At 48.3% G+C, this 18,175-nt stretch carries 21 protein-coding genes; 9 read left to right on the forward strand and 12 right to left on the reverse strand.

The window, feature by feature from the left end:
• Positions 1–22: 22 nt before the first annotated feature.
• The 5 genes from TSUB_RS15530 to TSUB_RS15550 form a co-directional block, all read right to left on the reverse strand.
• A complete protein-coding gene (locus tag TSUB_RS15530; RefSeq protein WP_087020529.1) occupies positions 23–607 on the reverse strand; it encodes a YhgN family NAAT transporter in 585 nt (194 codons plus the stop codon).
• 130 nt (positions 608–737) lie between these two features.
• Positions 738–986 (reverse strand): YecH family metal-binding protein, encoded by a 249-nt coding sequence (locus TSUB_RS15535; RefSeq protein WP_159064899.1) that lies wholly within the window; start codon positions 984–986, stop codon positions 738–740.
• Positions 987–1,210: 224 nt separating this feature from the next.
• On the reverse strand, positions 1,211–1,516 hold the full coding sequence (locus TSUB_RS15540; protein WP_087020533.1) for a putative signal transducing protein: 306 nt from the start codon (positions 1,514–1,516) through the stop codon (positions 1,211–1,213).
• Positions 1,517–1,541: 25 nt separating this feature from the next.
• On the reverse strand, positions 1,542–2,162 hold the full coding sequence (locus tag TSUB_RS15545) for a lysoplasmalogenase (RefSeq protein WP_087020536.1): 621 nt from the start codon (positions 2,160–2,162) through the stop codon (positions 1,542–1,544).
• Between the two features lie 84 nt (positions 2,163–2,246).
• On the reverse strand, positions 2,247–2,639 hold the full coding sequence (locus TSUB_RS15550; RefSeq protein WP_087020539.1) for a DUF4145 domain-containing protein: 393 nt from the start codon (positions 2,637–2,639) through the stop codon (positions 2,247–2,249).
• Positions 2,640–2,992: 353 nt separating this feature from the next.
• Between TSUB_RS15550 and TSUB_RS15555 the strand changes: the two genes are divergently transcribed.
• Positions 2,993–3,322 (forward strand): DUF2500 domain-containing protein, encoded by a 330-nt coding sequence (locus tag TSUB_RS15555; RefSeq protein WP_087020542.1) that lies wholly within the window; start codon positions 2,993–2,995, stop codon positions 3,320–3,322.
• Between the two features lie 58 nt (positions 3,323–3,380).
• On the opposite strand, the gene TSUB_RS15560 is transcribed toward TSUB_RS15555, so the two are convergent.
• Entirely contained in the window at positions 3,381–4,403 is a 1,023-nt protein-coding gene (locus TSUB_RS15560) for an acyltransferase (protein ID WP_087020545.1), read from the reverse strand.
• A gap of 508 nt (positions 4,404–4,911) precedes the next feature.
• Here TSUB_RS15560 and TSUB_RS15565 point away from each other — a divergent pair.
• Both TSUB_RS15565 and TSUB_RS15570 read left to right on the forward strand, forming a co-directional pair.
• The gene (locus TSUB_RS15565; protein ID WP_087020548.1) at positions 4,912–6,507 is read left to right on the forward strand and encodes an AbgT family transporter; all 1,596 of its coding nucleotides are present in this window, start codon (positions 4,912–4,914) and stop codon (positions 6,505–6,507) included.
• A gap of 234 nt (positions 6,508–6,741) precedes the next feature.
• A complete protein-coding gene (locus TSUB_RS15570) occupies positions 6,742–6,915 on the forward strand; it encodes a hypothetical protein (RefSeq protein ID WP_159064900.1) in 174 nt (57 codons plus the stop codon).
• Positions 6,916–7,023: 108 nt separating this feature from the next.
• Here the strand turns inward: TSUB_RS15570 and TSUB_RS15575 are convergent, their stop codons facing one another.
• Positions 7,024–8,238 (reverse strand): EAL and HDOD domain-containing protein, encoded by a 1,215-nt coding sequence (locus tag TSUB_RS15575; RefSeq protein ID WP_087020551.1) that lies wholly within the window; start codon positions 8,236–8,238, stop codon positions 7,024–7,026.
• A gap of 197 nt (positions 8,239–8,435) precedes the next feature.
• Between TSUB_RS15575 and TSUB_RS15580 the strand changes: the two genes are divergently transcribed.
• Both TSUB_RS15580 and TSUB_RS15585 read left to right on the forward strand, forming a co-directional pair.
• Complete coding sequence (locus TSUB_RS15580) at positions 8,436–9,389, forward strand: alpha/beta fold hydrolase (protein ID WP_087020554.1); 954 nt, start codon at positions 8,436–8,438, stop codon at positions 9,387–9,389.
• A gap of 122 nt (positions 9,390–9,511) precedes the next feature.
• Positions 9,512–10,324 carry a Cof-type HAD-IIB family hydrolase gene (locus TSUB_RS15585; protein WP_087020557.1) on the forward strand — a complete coding sequence of 271 codons (813 nt, stop codon included), beginning with the start codon at positions 9,512–9,514 and terminating at the stop codon, positions 10,322–10,324.
• A gap of 14 nt (positions 10,325–10,338) precedes the next feature.
• Here TSUB_RS15585 and TSUB_RS15590 read toward each other — a convergent pair whose 3' ends face one another.
• Positions 10,339–10,803 carry an EVE domain-containing protein gene (locus tag TSUB_RS15590; RefSeq protein ID WP_087020561.1) on the reverse strand — a complete coding sequence of 155 codons (465 nt, stop codon included), beginning with the start codon at positions 10,801–10,803 and terminating at the stop codon, positions 10,339–10,341.
• An 84-nt stretch (positions 10,804–10,887) separates the two neighbouring features.
• On the opposite strand from TSUB_RS15590, the gene TSUB_RS15595 reads away from it, so the two are divergent.
• Both TSUB_RS15595 and TSUB_RS15600 read left to right on the forward strand, forming a co-directional pair.
• Positions 10,888–12,420 (forward strand): COG3650 family protein, encoded by a 1,533-nt coding sequence (locus tag TSUB_RS15595; RefSeq protein ID WP_159064901.1) that lies wholly within the window; start codon positions 10,888–10,890, stop codon positions 12,418–12,420.
• A 102-nt stretch (positions 12,421–12,522) separates the two neighbouring features.
• A complete protein-coding gene (locus TSUB_RS15600; protein ID WP_087020565.1) occupies positions 12,523–13,119 on the forward strand; it encodes a tRNA-uridine aminocarboxypropyltransferase in 597 nt (198 codons plus the stop codon).
• A 67-nt stretch (positions 13,120–13,186) separates the two neighbouring features.
• Here the strand turns inward: TSUB_RS15600 and manA are convergent, their stop codons facing one another.
• From manA to ftnA, 4 genes are all read right to left on the reverse strand, one after another.
• On the reverse strand, positions 13,187–14,371 hold the full coding sequence (gene manA / locus TSUB_RS15605) for a mannose-6-phosphate isomerase, class I (protein ID WP_202819749.1): 1,185 nt from the start codon (positions 14,369–14,371) through the stop codon (positions 13,187–13,189).
• A 124-nt stretch (positions 14,372–14,495) separates the two neighbouring features.
• Complete coding sequence (locus tag TSUB_RS15610; protein WP_087020568.1) at positions 14,496–15,683, reverse strand: BaiN/RdsA family NAD(P)/FAD-dependent oxidoreductase; 1,188 nt, start codon at positions 15,681–15,683, stop codon at positions 14,496–14,498.
• Positions 15,684–15,820: 137 nt separating this feature from the next.
• Positions 15,821–16,147 (reverse strand): universal stress protein UspB, encoded by a 327-nt coding sequence (uspB, locus tag TSUB_RS15615; protein WP_087020571.1) that lies wholly within the window; start codon positions 16,145–16,147, stop codon positions 15,821–15,823.
• A 61-nt stretch (positions 16,148–16,208) separates the two neighbouring features.
• Entirely contained in the window at positions 16,209–16,736 is a 528-nt protein-coding gene (gene ftnA, locus TSUB_RS15620) for a non-heme ferritin (RefSeq protein ID WP_087020574.1), read from the reverse strand.
• A gap of 295 nt (positions 16,737–17,031) precedes the next feature.
• Here ftnA and TSUB_RS15625 point away from each other — a divergent pair, with 295 nt between their 5' ends.
• Together TSUB_RS15625 and TSUB_RS15630 are read left to right on the forward strand one after the other, a co-directional pair.
• On the forward strand, positions 17,032–17,457 hold the full coding sequence (locus TSUB_RS15625; protein ID WP_087020576.1) for a universal stress protein: 426 nt from the start codon (positions 17,032–17,034) through the stop codon (positions 17,455–17,457).
• Positions 17,458–17,497: 40 nt separating this feature from the next.
• Positions 17,498–18,094, forward strand: a complete 597-nt coding sequence (locus TSUB_RS15630; RefSeq protein WP_087020579.1) for a GNAT family N-acetyltransferase — start codon at positions 17,498–17,500, stop codon at positions 18,092–18,094.
• The last annotated feature ends 81 nt before the right edge of the window (positions 18,095–18,175 follow it).

Raw genomic sequence — 18,175 nt, forward strand, 5'->3', positions numbered from 1 at the left:
GGTCAATTTTTCCGGTTTACGCCTATCCCAAGTATGACTTCACCCCATCAAGAAACATCTGGGTAGAGATCATAATCAACAATAACCCCATTAAACGCTCAACCGCTTTCAAGCCTCTTTCACCCAAAAGGCGGTGGAAGTGATCATAGAACATTAAGATCACAAAACTGGCAGACCATGCAATCATTACCGCCCCCACCCAATCCATCATGCGCCCCGGCTCTTGATGCGAAAGGAGAAGCAGTGAGGCAATTACGGACGGGCCAGCAATCATCGGAATGGCCATCGGCACAATAAAGGGTTCCTCTCCCGCGGCCAAGCCAACCACACCACCCGGTTGGGGAAAAATCATCCGAATCGCAATAATAAAGAGGATAATACCGCCCGAGATACTGACCGTTTCCGGGGAGATATTTAAAAAGCCGAGAATTTGCTCGCCGCCAAATAAGAACAACAACAGAATAATTAATGCAAAGCACATCTCGCGCATCACAATTTTTCTGCGTCGCTTAGGATCGATATGACGGAGAATCGACAAGAAAATCGGCAAATTGCCTAAAGGATCCATGATGAGAAACAACATGGCCGCTGCTGATAGGATGTCCACAACTCACCTCATATAACGTTGGCGACACAAAACAGCGCGAGTATATCTTTATTTTCAATTTAAAGGCAGTGAGATTCTCTCAGTCACTGCCTTGATGAACACATACGGCATCTAGCGGATTGACGATGAACTAGTGGTTACAAATTCGCTTCGGGTTCACTTTAATAAACTCGCCCTCGCGCACCACTTTCCCCTTCGCTAAAAGAAACTCCATCAGCGCAGACAAACTCAGATCTTGCTGACTACAGGTGTGAAACACTACATTGCTACCCAGGTTTCTCACCACCTCACTCGTCAGATCATTCATGGTATAAGGGATGTCACTCTCTTTTAACAGTGCCAACACCTCGTGAGCATGCACCGAAACAACTGAGTTCATGTGTACTCCTTTAATCATTATTTTTTTGCTCCAAACGCCCCTAGCCAAAGGTTTATCGGAGGTTCAACTTATTAAAGCTGCATATACTCAAACCACCTCAAGATGCTTGAGTATGTCCCAATGTATTCATTCTTTCGAGATACAGAGAGGAATGACCATAATAACGCTGAATAGTAAGCATAAAAGATGATAAACAAATTGATAATGAACAAGAATCGTCCATTTTATTGTTCATTGCCACATTGCCAGCATAGCTCAAATTGCCCATCATTAAGTTCATGACAATGTTGGCAGCGCCATTCTGATTTTGGGCGATGCAGCTCTTCCAAAATCGCTAGAGCACGCGCATGCTGGAGCGCTGGCACCCACACTTCTACCGCCATCACGTCAGTAGGTAACTCGCCAACTGCGGCTGAAAGCGTGCCACCCACTAAGCGGCTCTCGATACCAAACTGCGCCAATAGGCCTGCCCAAAGGTTCGCTTCTAGCGCATGCGCAGCCTCACTGACACGCACCCACTCACTTTGCATCGCGCCCCCTTAAATCAACATTGTGCTAGTAAACAACCACACTGGCGGTCAGTAATGATTGCGCTGAAAAGTAAGTGAGAAGCACCCAACTGCGCGCATGAGAAAAGCCGCCACGGAACTGTTCCAAGGCAAAAAGAAAAGCAGAAAACAAAAAGAGGCACGCCGCTACTGAGGCTAAACCACTCACCAAAGTGACAGCTTCAAGCCCAACTTCACTGGCAATCCAAGCCATGCTCACACCACTCACTGTATAGAGTAGTCCCGGCCATGCCATTTTGTGTAAGTTTGGCAGCATCAATAAGTAGACCAGCGTCCCTGCGGCATAAAACAATGCGGGTAACCACCAGACGATAGGTGACCCTATTTCAGACCAAAATGCCATGCAGCAGCATAGGTGAGCCAACGAGAAAAAACCTAAGCCGATCCGTGTTCGCGACCACATCAAAAACAGATCCCCCACTACGCACAACAATAATGCGATGGTAATTGGCCATTGGTACGACCCGGGGGCTTCTGTTTGCGTCAGCGTAATAAAAACAAGGGCTAAAATCGCGGCTGGCTTTGACAACCAATACAACCACTTCGCCCGCCCGACAGCGGCGAGATGACAAGCGACAAATACAGCAAAAGCAAACCACAAAAACATTTAATTATCCAAGTCGGGAAAGGCAATATCCATACAATACAAGCAGCGTCACAGACACGGAATGACACAGCATCCATGCCCTGACTAACAGAGGTTTGAGGAGGATACTGCAAGCCAAGCTAGCGAGATTTTATCCCAAACCAAATAATAAAACAGTGCCGCTAACGCGGTCAGACCAAAGACCAAGAACATTGCAAGTCCCCATACAAACCGACCGCTACGCGGGGTAAGTACCTGCTCACATTGTTTACACGTCGCCGCAAAGTCGGCTCGGTTATCAAGCTTGAAGCCGTCTTCATGCACCGTTTTATTCCGGATGGTGGCAATAAAGCGCAGTTGAGGAATGAGATCATGAGGCAAGCGCTCTTCACAACTCGTAATCAACTCATGCAGCCCTTTGCCCTCGGCATGATAGTGCTGCTTCAATAATGCTTCGATGCGGCGCGAGCGTTTCACAACCCAATCAATATCCGCCATTATTCCTCCCTGAGTTCATATCCACACTTTACCTTGCAGTGGTGAGGATTCCTAGTCTCTATACTTGAAGCAAATCATTCGGCCTTTCCACTACTTAACGATGGCGTTCCTCGTTTCTCTCATCGCAGCGGAGCGTCCAATTTATTGATAAATAAACAACAATCATCATCATGATGCCAGTGAATCCATCACGAATCTTCGAGCAGTACGTGAATTTTCCATCTCAAACCCAGCTTCCCCATACCACAATGCAAGTCCATACCTTAGATAATCCAGCAGAGCTCACAATTTCTGTTACATCTCACAGATGTGGACGCGATTAACGGTACACTTCTGCCAATCAAGGAGGGGTTATGCCTATCACTGTTATCGTCGTCATGCTGGTGCTGCTGGTTTTTGCCGGAGCATATTTGTGGTTTTCTCTCAGCCGCCATACTTATGGACAAGGCGCAAAAGAGAAAGATATTCTCGTCAAAGTACTCGATAAACAGAGTGTTGAAGTAGAGCGTCCATTGCCCGGAGAAGAAACCGAGCGATATTGGATCTATGTTCAGCCCGTTAAAGGAGGCCCAAAGCGCGAGTTTGAAGTCGGTATTCACTATTACCATTCATTAAACTCGGGAGATGAAGGCATACTCACTTACCAAGGCACCCGCTTTTGTCACTTCGCACTGCGACGCTAACATCCTGCGAAGGTCAGCTCTGCAAGTAACCGCCATCGTTAGTGGTTACTTGCAAGCTCTAGGGAACCAGCCACGCCCATCTGGCTCTCGAGGCTAAATAACGCGTCATCCACCATGCTCCCCACAAAGCAACAAACGTCCAAACCACAATCATGACAACCGATGGCCCCCAATACAGCGACCACTCTCTGACAGGCCATAATACGATTGGATGCAATAAATAGATCCCCAGACTATATCGGCTCACCTCTCCGACCACCTTGGTCACCTGTGGTGATAAGAGTGCATACGCTTGCTGGCACAACACAAAGACTGCCGCAGCAATCACCGCGGTATTCAATGTCTTGTAAGAGAGCCAACGACCAACCAAGTAACGTTCTGCGGCGAGACTCGGCACGATGACTTGATAAGCCGTCAATGCGATCGCCCCCATCATTACCACCACCCAAAACGGCCAACGTAGATGCCACCAATGGGTTTGTATCATGTGGTATAAACCATAGCCTGCCAGTAAATATCCGCTATAAAACAAGATGTCCTGACTCCAAACCCCATCTAGACGTAAAAGGTTTGCTGAGACAAGCAGTAGCCATGCCATGAGTAAACTTTGCCAGTAAAGCGGTGCGCATTGTTGACATAGATAACGCAGCCAAGGCACAACGATATAAAGAGGGATAAAATAGTAGAAAAAGCCTAGGTGATAATAGGTAGGGGAACGCCATGCATCTTTAAGCACATACACCACTGACTCCCATTGCCATCCCTGTTTTGTAAGGCCACTCAGTAACGCATAAAACAGCGACCAAACGAGAAAAGGCACGACAACTTTGCCAACGCGACGTTTTAGGTAGTAGCTCAAATCAAAAGGGCGTGTATCACTCAAGAGCAATGCCCCGCTTATCATAATAAAAAGCGGCACAGCCCAGCGACTCGCACTATTGATCGCAATCGCCATACTCCAGTCCCATGCAGCCAACTCACTGATTTGATATCGATATGGCCCCAGCACGTGAATAGCGACAACGGCGATGGCAGCCACACACCGCATTAGGTCGATATAAGCTACTTTCTCTCGCTGCATGGCGTCTGAATACTCCTGTACTAAAGTCTGATACGAATGGTGCTCACGGATTTTGACCACACATATAGCCACCTGTGCCCTAAAAATAAGCTAAAGCAACGATATTTTATCACTTTGGCACTCGCCACTTGTCACTCAGGCGTCAATTCGGGCGTATTTTGACTCAAACCGAAAAATGAATGGTTATGCGTTTGTTAATTTGAGCTTCAGAAGATGTCTAAATGTATTCAGCGGTAAAGACGGACTGTAAGTGACGGAGTTATCAAAAAGGCACCGCTTTGCAACACCTTTTTAAATCATAAACTTACAAGGAATGACTTTTTACACATCTTCAGCATTAATACGCCATATCCGATAGCCAATACCACATCAAACCAAAACAAACTCACAACAACTTATTCACCAATAACACATTTTGACACAATTATGTCTTTCTTATCGCCTAATTATTGGCGTAACCTGCCAGCACAATACCCATAGACGGGATAAAATAAAAATGGAGCACAACATGCAAACATCTCCTTCGCTCTCCACCAAAAAACAGAAAAAAAATCTGTTTACGCGCTTTCTCGATAGCGTCGAATGGCTTGGAAATCTCTTACCGCATCCGATCACTCTTTTTGCCATCTTCTGCGTCGCGATTGTCGTCGCATCAGGAATTGCGGGTTATTTTGAGCTTTCTGTTGTTGACCCACGTCCTGAAGGGGCAAGTGGCCGCGCCGCTGACGGCATGATTCACGTTGTCAGCTTAATGAGCGCGGAAGGCTTGCAGCGTATCGTACAAAGTGTTGTCACTAACTTCACCGGCTTTGCGCCACTCGGTACCGTATTGGTCGCCATGCTGGGTGTCGCCGTTGCTGAACACTCTGGGTTGCTTTCAGCTGGCATGCGTAAAATGGTGATGGGCGCATCGCCACGCCTTGTCACATTCACCATTGTTTTTGCTGGCATAATCTCTAATACGGCGTCAGAGCTTGGTTATGTCGTATTGATTCCACTAGCCGCAATGATATTCCATTCATTAGGTCGCCACCCACTCGCTGGCCTCGCGGCCGCCTTTGCCGGTGTTTCTGGCGGTTACTCCGCAAACTTACTGCTTGGCACCGTTGACCCTTTGCTCTCAGGCATCACGGAAACAGCCGCACAAATGCTGGATCCCAACTATCTTGTCGGCCCTGAGGTTAACTGGTACTTCATGGCCTTCTCTACCTTCTTCGTATCTGCAGCAGGTACCTTTGTCACCGAGAAAATTGTTGAGCCCAAGCTCGGACAATACAACACGGATGAAGCTTCAGAAGATGTAAGCCAAGACAAAGCGACTGCGGTCACGCCGCTAGAAACGCGAGGTCTGAAAATGGCAGGGCTGGCCGCGCTCGCAGTGTCAGCCGTACTGGCAATAACCATTGTGCCTGAGTGGGGTATTTTGCGTCACCCTGAAACCGGTGCTGTTGCAGGCTCACCTTTCCTACGCGGTATTGTTGCCTTCATCTTTGTCTTCTTTGCCATCCCTGGCTATGTCTATGGCCGCGTTGTGGGCACGATGCGCACAGATCGTGATGTTATTGATGCAATGTCGAAGTCAATGAGCTCAATGGGCATGTATATTGTGCTCGTTTTCTTTGCTGCACAGTTTGTTGCATTCTTCGGATGGACTAACTTTGGGCAGATCATTGCTGTCGGCGGTGCAAGCTTCCTCGAAGCCATGGGTATTACAGGTCCAGCGCTCTTCTTTGGCTTTATCATTATGTGCGGCATCATCAACTTGTCGCTTGGGTCAGCATCAGCACAGTGGGCCATCACTGCACCCGTTTTCGTGCCGATGCTCATGCTGGTTGGCTACGCACCAGAGACCATTCAGGCTGCCTACCGAATCGGTGATTCTGTCACTAACTTGATTACCCCAATGATGAGCTACTTTGGCCTTATCATGGCCGTCGGTAGTCGCTATGTGAAGCGCCTTGGCATAGGTACCTTAATTGCGACAATGCTGCCTTATACGATCTGCTTCTTGGTGGGTTGGAGCTTACTCTTCTATGTTTGGGTCTTTATCTTCAATATTCCTGTCGGTCCAGGTGCCGCAACTTACTACAACTTCGGTAGTTAATCGCACACTTTACCAACACCAATTCTAGCCGAGCATATTGCTCGGCTTTTTTGTATTCCAAACAAGACTTTGCATGCTAAATTTTCTTACACTTTGATCGCTTTTCTATGCACTTCCACTATAGACAACTAGACACCTAATGCGTAAAAATATGTGACGCTAATCCCAATTATTCAGTTACATGATGTATGAAGACCAAAAGGATTATTGGATAACGCATTAAGGTAGAGCGTCATGAATCTATTTAAAACTTGCCCACATTGCAGCAAATTAACTGCACTCCACCGTGTACCACGCGGTTGGCTAGAGCGCACTCTCACACGTAAACACTGGCACAAGTGTCAATGCAGTGAATGCCGTGGCTTAAGCTACGCTCACGCAACACGTGATGAGATGCAGGTAGCATAATGCTTACCATTGCAACACCCTGTCTTGCCAAGTGGGATACCAATTAGGCGTCCCCTTGGCAAGTACCTTCTCTTACGAAAGCGCCTACGACTCGGCGTGGGAAAGGGATTACGCTTGACGGTAATCTTGTGACCAACGCAGCGCATCTTCGTACGCGACACTGACTTGCTTAGGAGAGATAGACAGGGCTTCACAGCAGCGGTCTACTCGCTCCCATTCGGCCAAATCATATGCATCAAGCAGTGAGAGTAAGGTACCTAGCTCACCTTCTTTTGTTAACAAGGCTTTTTGCACGCTATCGGAAAGCGGTAGCAGCTCCACCACCTCTTCAAGCGGCGTATCTAATAGCGAATCGAGCATCGAAAAAAGACCTGACAAGAAAGCTTGATGTGTCAGCTCTTTGCGGCCTCCGGCCTGCGCCAAACTTTCACTCACCTTGGCGCGCAGAATGGACTGCATATACAGTTCGTTGGGTTTATTGATGGCAGCATGCGCTGTCACGACGAGACTGACAAATTGACGCAACTTATCTTCACCAAGGTAGATCAACGCCTGTTTAAACGACACGATCTCTTTCACCGTGCGCCCTTGGGTACTGGCATTAACATATCGCAGCAAAAGGTAAGAGAGTGCCAAGTCACTGGTAATCATCTTTTCAACACGATTGAAATCGACGTTAGAGCGGCATAGCTCCTGCAATATCCGCAGAGTATTGACTTGTGAGCCATCAATACGGCGCTGCTTTAACAGTTCAGGCTTACTAAAATAGTAACCTTGGAAAAAGTGGAAGCCCGCATCAAAACACTGCTGATACTGCTCATGGGTCTCGACTTTCTCAGCAAGGAACTTAATTTTCTTGCCACGATTCGCCACCACAAATGCACAAGCCTCTTCAACAGGCATCTGAAACAGATCAAGCTTGACAATATGAACCAGAGGAATAAATTTACGCCAACGCGCGCTGGGTACAAAGTCATCTAGCGCGATGACATAGCCCATCTTATTTAGCCGGCGTACCGCCTGATACAATCCGTCCGTTGGCTCACAGCTCTCTAATACCTCAACCACGATTTGCTCTTTTGGCAGCATGGTCGGCACCAGACTTTCTAGACTCTGTTGAGGGAAGTTGATAAAGCTCCGCCCTGACGACAACGCTTTGTTTTGACCGCCCGCAAAATAGTTTTCGACAATAAGCCGACATGTCGCCGTGTTGAGCTCGACGTCCGGAAAGCCATTGGCTTCACCGTCACGAAATAGCAGCTCGTAACCGACGGTTTTTTGTTGACGATTAAAAATTGGCTGTCTTGCCACGTAGGAGTACATCAATACCTCATTTTACGCCTGACTTAGGAGGAACTGTAGCACAGATAATAACCGACAAAGTGTCTGACTAATTATGCAATGTAACAATTTTCCCATACTCAAATAAATAGCTATACTTTTCAAGTGGTTATTTAAATACTTCATCGGATATGCCCCGCAGGCTATAATCCGTTGTCCTCAGAGCAAGTAAACAAGCCATGAAATCAATGCAACATCGCGAAACCGAATACTCTCAGTTTGCAACTGACGTCTTGTCACCTTTCTGGCAACAGCGTCGAGAGGGGACGTTTGTCGGTCAACACAATCTTCCGCTCTATTGGGCTGGCTTTCGACAGCCTAACCCCCGCGGTGCCGTTGTGATCATCAATGGCCGTGTTGAGTCATGCTGGAAGTATCAAGAGCTTTTCTATGACCTGTTCCAGCAAGGCTACGATGTCTACAGTTATGACCACCGCGGCCAAGGTCGATCACCGCGTCTCACCGACAATGCAGACATTGGCTACATTGATCGCTTTGAGTTCTTTGTTGATGATGCCCATACCTTTATCGACACCATTGTTCGCGGCCAAGGTTACCGACACATACACCTTGCTGCCCATTCAATGGGTGGCACCATCGCAACACGCCTTCTTGCGCGCACTCAACTCAGCAGTGCGGTGTTATGTGCGCCGATGTACGACATCAATCTCTCAACTCTCATGAAGCGTGTAGCAAGACCCCTTCTGTGGGCCAACGACAAATGGCATGGCAAGCCGCAATATGCGCCTCGGCAAGGCCACTATGTCAACAAGCCCTTTGAGAACAATCTCCTTACCCACAGCGCAGCAAGATACCAATGGTTTCGTGCCTTGTACGAGACACATCCAGAACTACGTCTCGGTGGTGCCAGTGGTCGCTGGGTAGCGGAAAGTTTGCGGGCATGCGCCCTGTGTCGCACTCAACAAGGCCCGCTATCAACGCCATTACTCATACTACAAGCAGAGCTCGAACAAATTGTCGATAACGCGGCTCAGCAGCTTGTCAGTCGACAACTTGATGCGAAATTATACACAGTCTCACAATCGAGACATGAAATTTTGTTTGAAAGTGACGAAACACGCAACAAAGCGATAAAGAAAATGATCGATTTCTTCGAAAAAGCGGAACGTTAATGCACAACAATTAGCCCTTTTTTCTTCATCACTTAGGCGTATGATGAACCTATCCCGACCCACGCTATTTACCGTGCAAGCCCAAACAGTCGGCCTTGAGATGTGCGGTATTAAGGAGTCCCATGTATAAAATCATCGCCTCTGATCTCGACGGCACCCTACTGACACCAGAACATGTTATTGCCCCTTATTCTCGCGGCGTACTGCAGCAGCTTCATCAACGTGGTGAACACTTTGTCTTCGCGACAGGCCGCCATCATGTCGATGTTGCTCGCATCCGAGAAACCGTTGGCATTCCTGCTTATATGATTACCTCAAATGGTGCGCGTGTGCATGACGCGGACGATAACTTGGTGTTCGCCGCAGATGTTGATCCTGAGGTTGTTCATCAACTGCTTGCTATCTGCAAAGATGATGAGAACATCATCATTCACTTCTACCATGATGAGCAGTGGATGGTCAGCCGCTTGAATGAGGAGCTGAAAAAGTTCCATAAGGACAGTGGCTTCTCATACAAAATCCTCGACCTTGATGCGCCACCAACCGACAAGATCGTCAAGATCTTCCTCACCTATGACGATCATGAGTACTTGGTCGAGTTTGAGAAAAAATTTAATGCCACCTTTGGTGACAATGCCAGCATCGCTTTTTCAACACCATGGTGCTTAGAAGTTATGGGGAAAGGTGTATCGAAAGGGGCTGCGCTACAAGCGGTCGCAGAATTGAAAGGTTACACCTTGGCTGATTGCATTGCCTTCGGTGATGGCATGAACGACAAAGAGATGCTGGAAATGGCGGGCAAAGGCCTCATTATGGGTACAGCACATGATCGCCTAAAAAACGCCCTCCCAGCGCTTGAAATCATCGGTGACAACAAAGAAGAATCGGTCGCACGCTACCTCGAAACGCACTTGTTTGACATCACCGACCGCTGATTCTTACAAAACGGTTACCCGTCCCCCCTGCCTGTCAGCGACATTATTGTGCTCCATTCTTGGTCGCTGACGGGCATTACACTCAAACGATTCCCTTTCTTCACCAACGGCATCGCAGCTAACTCTGGCATTGCTTTCATCTTTTGTAGCGACAAATAGGGCAAGTGGCACACATACTCAATATCTACCATCCACCAGCGTGGGCTCTCTTGTGAAGCTTTCGGATCAAAGTATTCACTGTCTGGGTCAAACTGGAAATGATCTGGATAAGCATCGGTGACCACTTTTGCAATACCCACCACGCCAACATCTTTGCATGAAGAGTGATAAATCAGCACTTCATCCCCCAGTTTTACCTGATCTCTTAGCATGTTACGCGCCTGATAGTTCCTCACCCCTTCCCAACAAGAACGATTTAGATCGCAAAGTGTATCGATGGAAAAGGTATCTGGCTCGGTTTTAAACAGCCAATAGGCCATAATATCACTCCAGTTTCAGTCTTCGTTCATCCACTATACCCCGATTTTTTGCGATGCTCACGGGGCAATAAAAAGGGGAAATCCATGAGCACAAGAAATACAATGCTGACTGCCTCATTCATTGCAGTCATGCTCTCGGCTTGTAGTCAAACACCAGCACCTATCGCTGAATCAGCCACGCCCATGCCGCCACAGCCCAAAGCCATCGGCAACCAATACACCAGCCAAGCCTTTATGTTGCGCGGTGAAGTTGTCATTGGTCATGAGAGCTATTACATTCAGCCCTGTGGATCCCCGGTACAATATTGGCTACGTCTTCCCGAGTCGATGCGTCAAAGCTTACAAAACAATGGCGGCTTACCTTACTCTCCTTTCTATGGTGAGCTCATTGGCCATTTGATTCCTTCACCCACAGAGGGTTTCGCATCCGGGCACCCTGCTCAATTTGTAGTGAAACAAGTTAACCAACTCAGCCTCGAAAGTCCGGGATGTCAAAGAGCTGCCCAGCCGACTCGCGCCTTTGGTACTGAACCTGCTTGGGTTATCGAAGCAAATAATGCGCAGCTCACCCTTGCCCAACTCGGCTACCCTGATATTGAACTGCCTCTCAACAGCATTGAGCAACACCCAAACCAACGCATCTATCACAGTGACAATCTCAAGCTCACACTCGATAAAGGCCTCTGTCGGGATGGCATGAGCGACAACCTTTATGGTTGGCGCGCGTTAGTGACAGAGCCCGGTAAAGGTAACGTGCTCAAAGGTTGTGCCACCCTTGATGGCTTAGATCCTACACTGCCTTGGGTGGGCACTTATCAAGGCCAAACGACTCAACTCACCACCACCTTGGAGTTAAACAACGACCATACAGCAACGACCACATACCAATACCCAACCGATGAGCCAGCGTTGGTTGAAAAAGGCTTTTGGCAGCAACATGACGAGGATAGTGTGCAAGTTATCATGACCTCTCACAATGGGCAGCGCTTACTCAGCGAACGGCTCTATCATCGTCAAGGCTATCAACTTTCCACCCAAGAAGAGTATGTCAATAACCAACACTATGCGATCGGACAAGGGCTAAAGCTGGATCTGATGATCGGTGACGTCTTCAGCGCAACCGCCACACCGCAACTCGCCGATCTACAAGCTGGCGAAATTGCTTCACGCCGTGATACCCACGCCCAAGTCGAAGCGGCGATTCGACGTTATGTGACTGCACATAAAGCGGATCCTAATGGTCTGAAATATCAATGGCTGAAATACGATTTAAACCGCGATGGCGAAGACGATTTATTAGTAATGTTGGACTGGTGTAGTGCTGGGGGCTGCACCTTGCTGGTATTTGAAGGTAAAGACGGGAGCTATGCATTTTCTAGCCGTGTTGCCAACGTTCATCCGCCAATCAGTGTCGGCTATGGTAGCAGCGAAGGCTGGCAAGACTTAATCCTCGCGGTAGGTGGCGGTGGTGCCAAACCGGCAAGTCGTGTCCTTCAGTATTCCGGCTTCGGTTACCCCTTTGACCCAGCCCAAGCACCAAAAACCGAGGGCGCGGGTAACGCTATCGCGACCTTGTTTGTCGATGGTGCCTACCCTCGCAACGGTCACAAGCTTTAACGGCTAAACGTCGGAAATCAACAAGCTCTGCGCTATCGTAGGGCTTGTTTTTCCGCCCCTTCACGCTACCCTAGTCCTTATTTCCCCGCGATCTGACGCCCTATGCCGTGCCCAAACTGCCACTTCCACCATCACTGTCTTTGCGATGCTATTCCACAGTTGCAAAGCCAACATCAGTTCGTGTTACTGCAGCATCCTCGCGAGCAAGATAAGGCGACCAATACTGGGCAGCTTATTGAGTGGGCGCTAGCAAGCACAACCTCGGTGACTTGGTCGCGTGTTGAAACACCCAATCGCTTGATCGCACAATGCCAGCGTGACGATATCTCCCCTTGGCTTTTGTTCCCCGGCGATGATAACCACCCCGCCGTAGATGAAGCTCAGTTGGCCCATCAAGATAAACAACATCTTTTCATTATCGTCGATGCTACCTGGCAGGAAGCGCGCAAGATGGTGCGCCGTAGCCCTTGGTTGGAGGCAATACCGAGACTCGCTATTAATCAAGCGTACCCTTCACGCTATCGCTTGCGACGCAATCAGGCGGCAGGTAATCTCTGCACCAGTGAAGTTGCGAGTCGGCTACTCGCAACGTGTGGTGAAGTGCATCAAGCCACGCAGTTAGATCAGTTGCTTGACGATTTTCAGACCCTCTATCAGGCTGAACAACATCACCTCACTCTACCGCGCTTTAAAACCTAGAAGATGGAATCGCAACACGCAGAAACAACAAAGCCGCCCGCAGGCGGCTTGGATCATCGCAACACTATTAGTTATAAGCGCGTGCGACGCGACCTTTGCTAATCACACGATATTCGCCTGTTGCGGCAGGAATGAATGCAGACTGCCCTTTTTCGAGAACCAGTTGCTCTTCACCTGCCTGTAGCGTTACCGACGCATCGATGGCAAACACGATCTCTGCACTCTCCGTACGAAGACGATGCTCGCCTTGATAAACACTGATTTTAAAGTCGTCTACTGGCACCGGGAAATGCTCAACACCCGCCTCTTTAATCGGTTGAGTCAACAGTGTGTGCAATGGCATTGAGGTAAAACGGGTGCAATCGACTAGCTCATCAACATCCATATACTTTGGCGTTAACCCAGCACGCAACACGTTATCTGAATTGGCCATAATTTCGAGGCCGGTGCCTTTGATATAAGCATGAGGTGTGCAAGCATCAAGGAACATGGCTTCACCCGGCTGCAAAGTCAGGACATTCAACATTAGAGGCGAGAACAGACCAATATCACCGGGATATTGCTGTTCTAAGTCAATCAATAAGCCAAACAGTGGCTCGTCACTGTGCGCCTTTGCAAACGCCATCAAACCCGCTACCGCAGCGTGTTTTTGCTCTCCCTCTAAAGAAAGCATGGCTTTAAAGAACACTTGCAACGCTTGACCATCAGCGCCCGCTTTAAGCGCTGCCACGAGTTCAGCAATTTCCGTGACATCAATACGCTCAAAGAGCGCAATCATCTCTTCCAGCTCTCGGAAGCCATTCATGGCTTGATAAGGTGTCAGCGCGTAAACCATCTCAGGTTTATGGTTCGGATCTTTGTAGTTTCGGTTGCTCGCTTTGAGGTCGATGCCTGCGGCATTTTCTTTTTCAAATCCCACCTCAGCTTGCTGCTTACTCGGGTGCACCTGAATAGAAAGCGCTTTTTCTGCCGCTAGCACTTTAAACAGGTAAGGCAGTTCACCAAAACGTTTTACCGTCGCATCACCCAGCATCGCTGCAGGTTGTGCGCTAATGAGCTCTGCAAGAGAAACACGCTTTCCGTCAATATTAAGGTGTGAGCAGCCATTGGGATGGGCCCCCATCCAAATTTCAGCCTGAGGTTGGTTATTAGGATTATCAATGCCAAACAAAGATTGTACGGAGGTATAACTCCCCCACGCATAATCCTGAATCACATTCTCCATTTTATAAAAAGCTTGGTGTAGGGTCATGGTTATGGTCAGCCTAATAGCAATTAAGAATTCTTAAATGATGCCTAAGGCTAACCAAATGACAGGTTAAAAACCAGCACTCTATTGCTGGTTTTTCAAACGCGTAACGGCATTAAGACAAGCATTAACAATTCATGCCAGCCACATAACCACTGCTCCATGCCCATTGGAAATTGTATCCCCCGAGCCATCCGGAGACATCCATCACTTCACCGACAAAATAGAGACCAGAGACTTGCTTTGCTTCCATGGTTTTCGACGACAACTCATCGGTGTCGACCCCTCCCAAGGTCACTTCCGCGGTGCGATAACCTTCCGTTCCATTCGGCGCGATCGGCCATTGGTGGAAATAGTCGCCCAACGCGGCCAGTTCTTTGGGATTAAACTGCTTCAACGGCTTATCTTTTATATCACCCCGCTCAATCAATGCTTCGACAAAACGTTTAGGCAACAGACGTGATAATGCCGTTTTCAGGCTCTGATTTGGGTGCTTATCACGCATCGCATCTAGCACCTCGGGTAAGGACTCGGAGGGGAGAAGGTCAATGGTGACTTTCTGGCCGGGCTGCCAGTAAGAGGACACTTGCAACACGACGGGGCCGGATAAGCCGCGATGAGTAAACAGGAGGTTCTCACTGAAACTCGTGCCATCTTCGGTTTCAGCACGAACCGGAATCGCAATGCCAGACAGAGGTTCAAAAGCGGCTTTATCTTCTTTGTGCAGTGTAAATGGCACCAGCCCCGCGCAGGTGGTAACACGCTTCAATCCAAACTGCTCAGCAATCTGATAACCAAAAGGAGTAGCGCCAAGCTTGGGCATCGATAAGCCCCCAGTGGCGACCACCAGCGATTGACATTCAACCCATTCCGTATTCAGCAATAGACGAAAACCCGTTGAGGTTTTCTCAATCTCAGCCACTTCGACTTGATACTGTTGCATGATATTGGGCATATCACACTCCTTCAGCAACATAGCCACAATATCTTTTGCAGAATCTAGGCAAAACAGTTGCCCATGATCACGCTCTTCATAGGTGATACCATGCTCGGCCACCATGCCGATAAACTCCCACTGGCTGTATTGAGACAGGGCTGACTTTACAAAGTGGGGGTTCTGGCAAACAAAGTTATTTGCCGTTACGTCATAGTTGGTGAAGTTACACTTTCCGCCACCAGAAATCAGGATCTTACGACCCGGCTTCTTACCATGATCTACGACTAACACAGAGCGACCGCGCTTACCCGCTTGCGCGGCACACATCAAACCCGCTGCTCCTGCGCCAATAATAACTACATCAACCTGCTTTGCCATTTACCTGCCCTGCTGAAACCGCACTAAAAAAGGGATGCCCCTCGGCATCCCTTTCACATTGTCGCCCAATTCTAACGCAACTCCCCCAATGACCCAAGCCATCAACGATAAAAACGCCTTATTGGCTCGTTGATGAACTATAAGCTCATGAAGATGGAAACAAAAAAGAAAATCACCCAAAAACTCGACAGGATAAAGAGCTTTCTCACCTTGTCGCACTTGGCAATGAAGAGCTCATCGTGGTGGTTATCGTATTGATGACTACGAATATAATGGAAGAGGCGAATCTGCTTTTGAACGTTGCCTTGCGAAGAGAAAAAACCGCGACCATCTACCTGCTGATACAGCAGCGGGTCGCAGTCTCGCATCACAACCAATAAGGTGCGTAAGGTGCTCACATAGCGAGCAACATTCACAACAGCCACGACAAAAATTGCCAGTATCAGTGCATCATTACTGATCATACCTACCCCCAAACACTGGTTTTAGCGTTGTCGGTAGCGCGCGGCTGTGTGTTAGGCCAGCTTAAGCTCCCGACGTATCCATGATAGATGTTGATTCAGCCTTTGCCATTGCAGCCAAATCTTTGTCGATGAAGAACAACGCCTTGCCATCTTCACCAACAAGTTCAATCTTATCCAGTACACCCTTAAACAACTTCTCTTCTTCGTGTTGCTCAGCCACATACCACTGGAGGAAGTTGAAGGTTGAGTAGTCTTGCGTTGTAAACGCAACGTGCGCTAGCGAATTGATCTTTTGAGTAATCAACTGCTCATGCTCATAGGTTTCGCGGAAAACATGACCCAATGACTCAAACTCATGTTGCGGCGCTTCAATCGCACCTAAAATAGGTAATGCGCCGGTTTCGCTAACATACGTAAATAGGCGCTGCATATGTTCCATCTCTTCTGCAGCATGCTTACGTAAAAACTCAGCAGCACCTTCAAAACCTTTGTCTTCGCACCATGCACTCATCTGCAGGTAAAGGTTTGAAGAGAAAAACTCAAGGTTAATCTGCTCATTGAGCTTCTCGACCATCGTCTCTGCTAGCATGTCACTACTCCTTACTTTTAGTGTAATCAAGCCTTTGCGGTATTGCATAATTTACCGCCAAATTTTATCCACCACTCTATCACATTCTGGTAACAGTAAGAAAACCCGATGTTTTTCCTGTTAACCCTTCAACATGTCAATCGTTTGCTCTGAATGAACAGATACGTCGGCCGAGATAAAGTCGATCACGACCTCATTCCCTCACTCTACACTTTGCGCCCCAGCGATTTTGAGACTAGTCAAACAGAATTCCCTAGAAAGCAATGCTAGGCTCACTACAAAGGAGGGCAACATTATGAGCTATAAACATATCCTTGTTGCGGTAGATCTTACCGCTGATAGTGCAATTCTCTTGCAAAAAGCGGCTAAGCTAGCGGCAGCACTCGATGCAAAACTCTCTTTAATTCACATCGATGTCAGCTATGCCGAACTGTACACGGGGCTGATTGATATTAATCTGGCCAATGCACAACAAAAGCTCGCCGATGAAGGGCATCAACGCCTACAAGCCCTACAAGACGGCATCGACTATCCCGTGCACAAGAGCTTGGTGGGTGCGGGCGATCTCAGTGATGAAATCTGCGAAGCCATCCACGAGCAGCATGTGGACCTCGTTGTGTGTGGCCATCATCAGGATTTCTGGAGCAAAATTTTATCTTCAGCGAAACAGCTCATCAATGTGACGCCTGTCGATTTGCTGATGGTGCCACTTGATAGCTAACCTCAATACGCCAAACCCCAAAAGGGCGCTAGGCGACATTATGGCGGCAGACATTGGTCGCCAAAGCCGAGATGCGTTTCTCAAACAGTTGGGAAACGCCTTTCACGACGACCCCTTTTTTCAAGCCGTCGCCAGTCAGCCTCTGCAGCGCGCCCAAAGTACCGCGTTAATCGGTAAGCTCATTCTTAATGACAGCCAACATAGACGCACCGTTTATGCCAATTCTGACTTCAGTTCCGCCATCCTATGGCAAGATCTCCGTCAGCCGCAGCGGCACAACGCGCTGTACAGTTTATGGCTCAACCTCAGCTGGATCTGGTCTGGCTGCTTGCCCCGACTCAAGCAGATGCAATCGGGTATCAAGCAAGTCGATGCCGCCGTGACTCAATTACATCAACAATCTCAGCTCTACCTTTCGCTGCTTTACGTCTCTCCGCTTCACCGTGGTCAAGGGGTTGCGCGTCAACTCATGTCGCCACTGTTGCTACAATGCGATGAACAACAGCTCATTTGTGGCGTAGATACCTATAACCCGACCAATGTCCCTATTTATCAACACTTCGGTTTCTCCCTTGTTGGCACGACAGCCGTCAACGGTGAACTGAACAACTATCAGCTCCTTCGCCATCCTCGCTAGCACGATAGACTCAAACCCTTACTAAACCTCGGGTAAACAAATGATGTCTAGTCGATTAGACTGGTCGCCTTATTCTCTTCA

Source organism: Thaumasiovibrio subtropicus, assembly GCF_019703835.1.
Classification (GTDB): domain Bacteria; phylum Pseudomonadota; class Gammaproteobacteria; order Enterobacterales; family Vibrionaceae; genus Thaumasiovibrio; species Thaumasiovibrio subtropicus.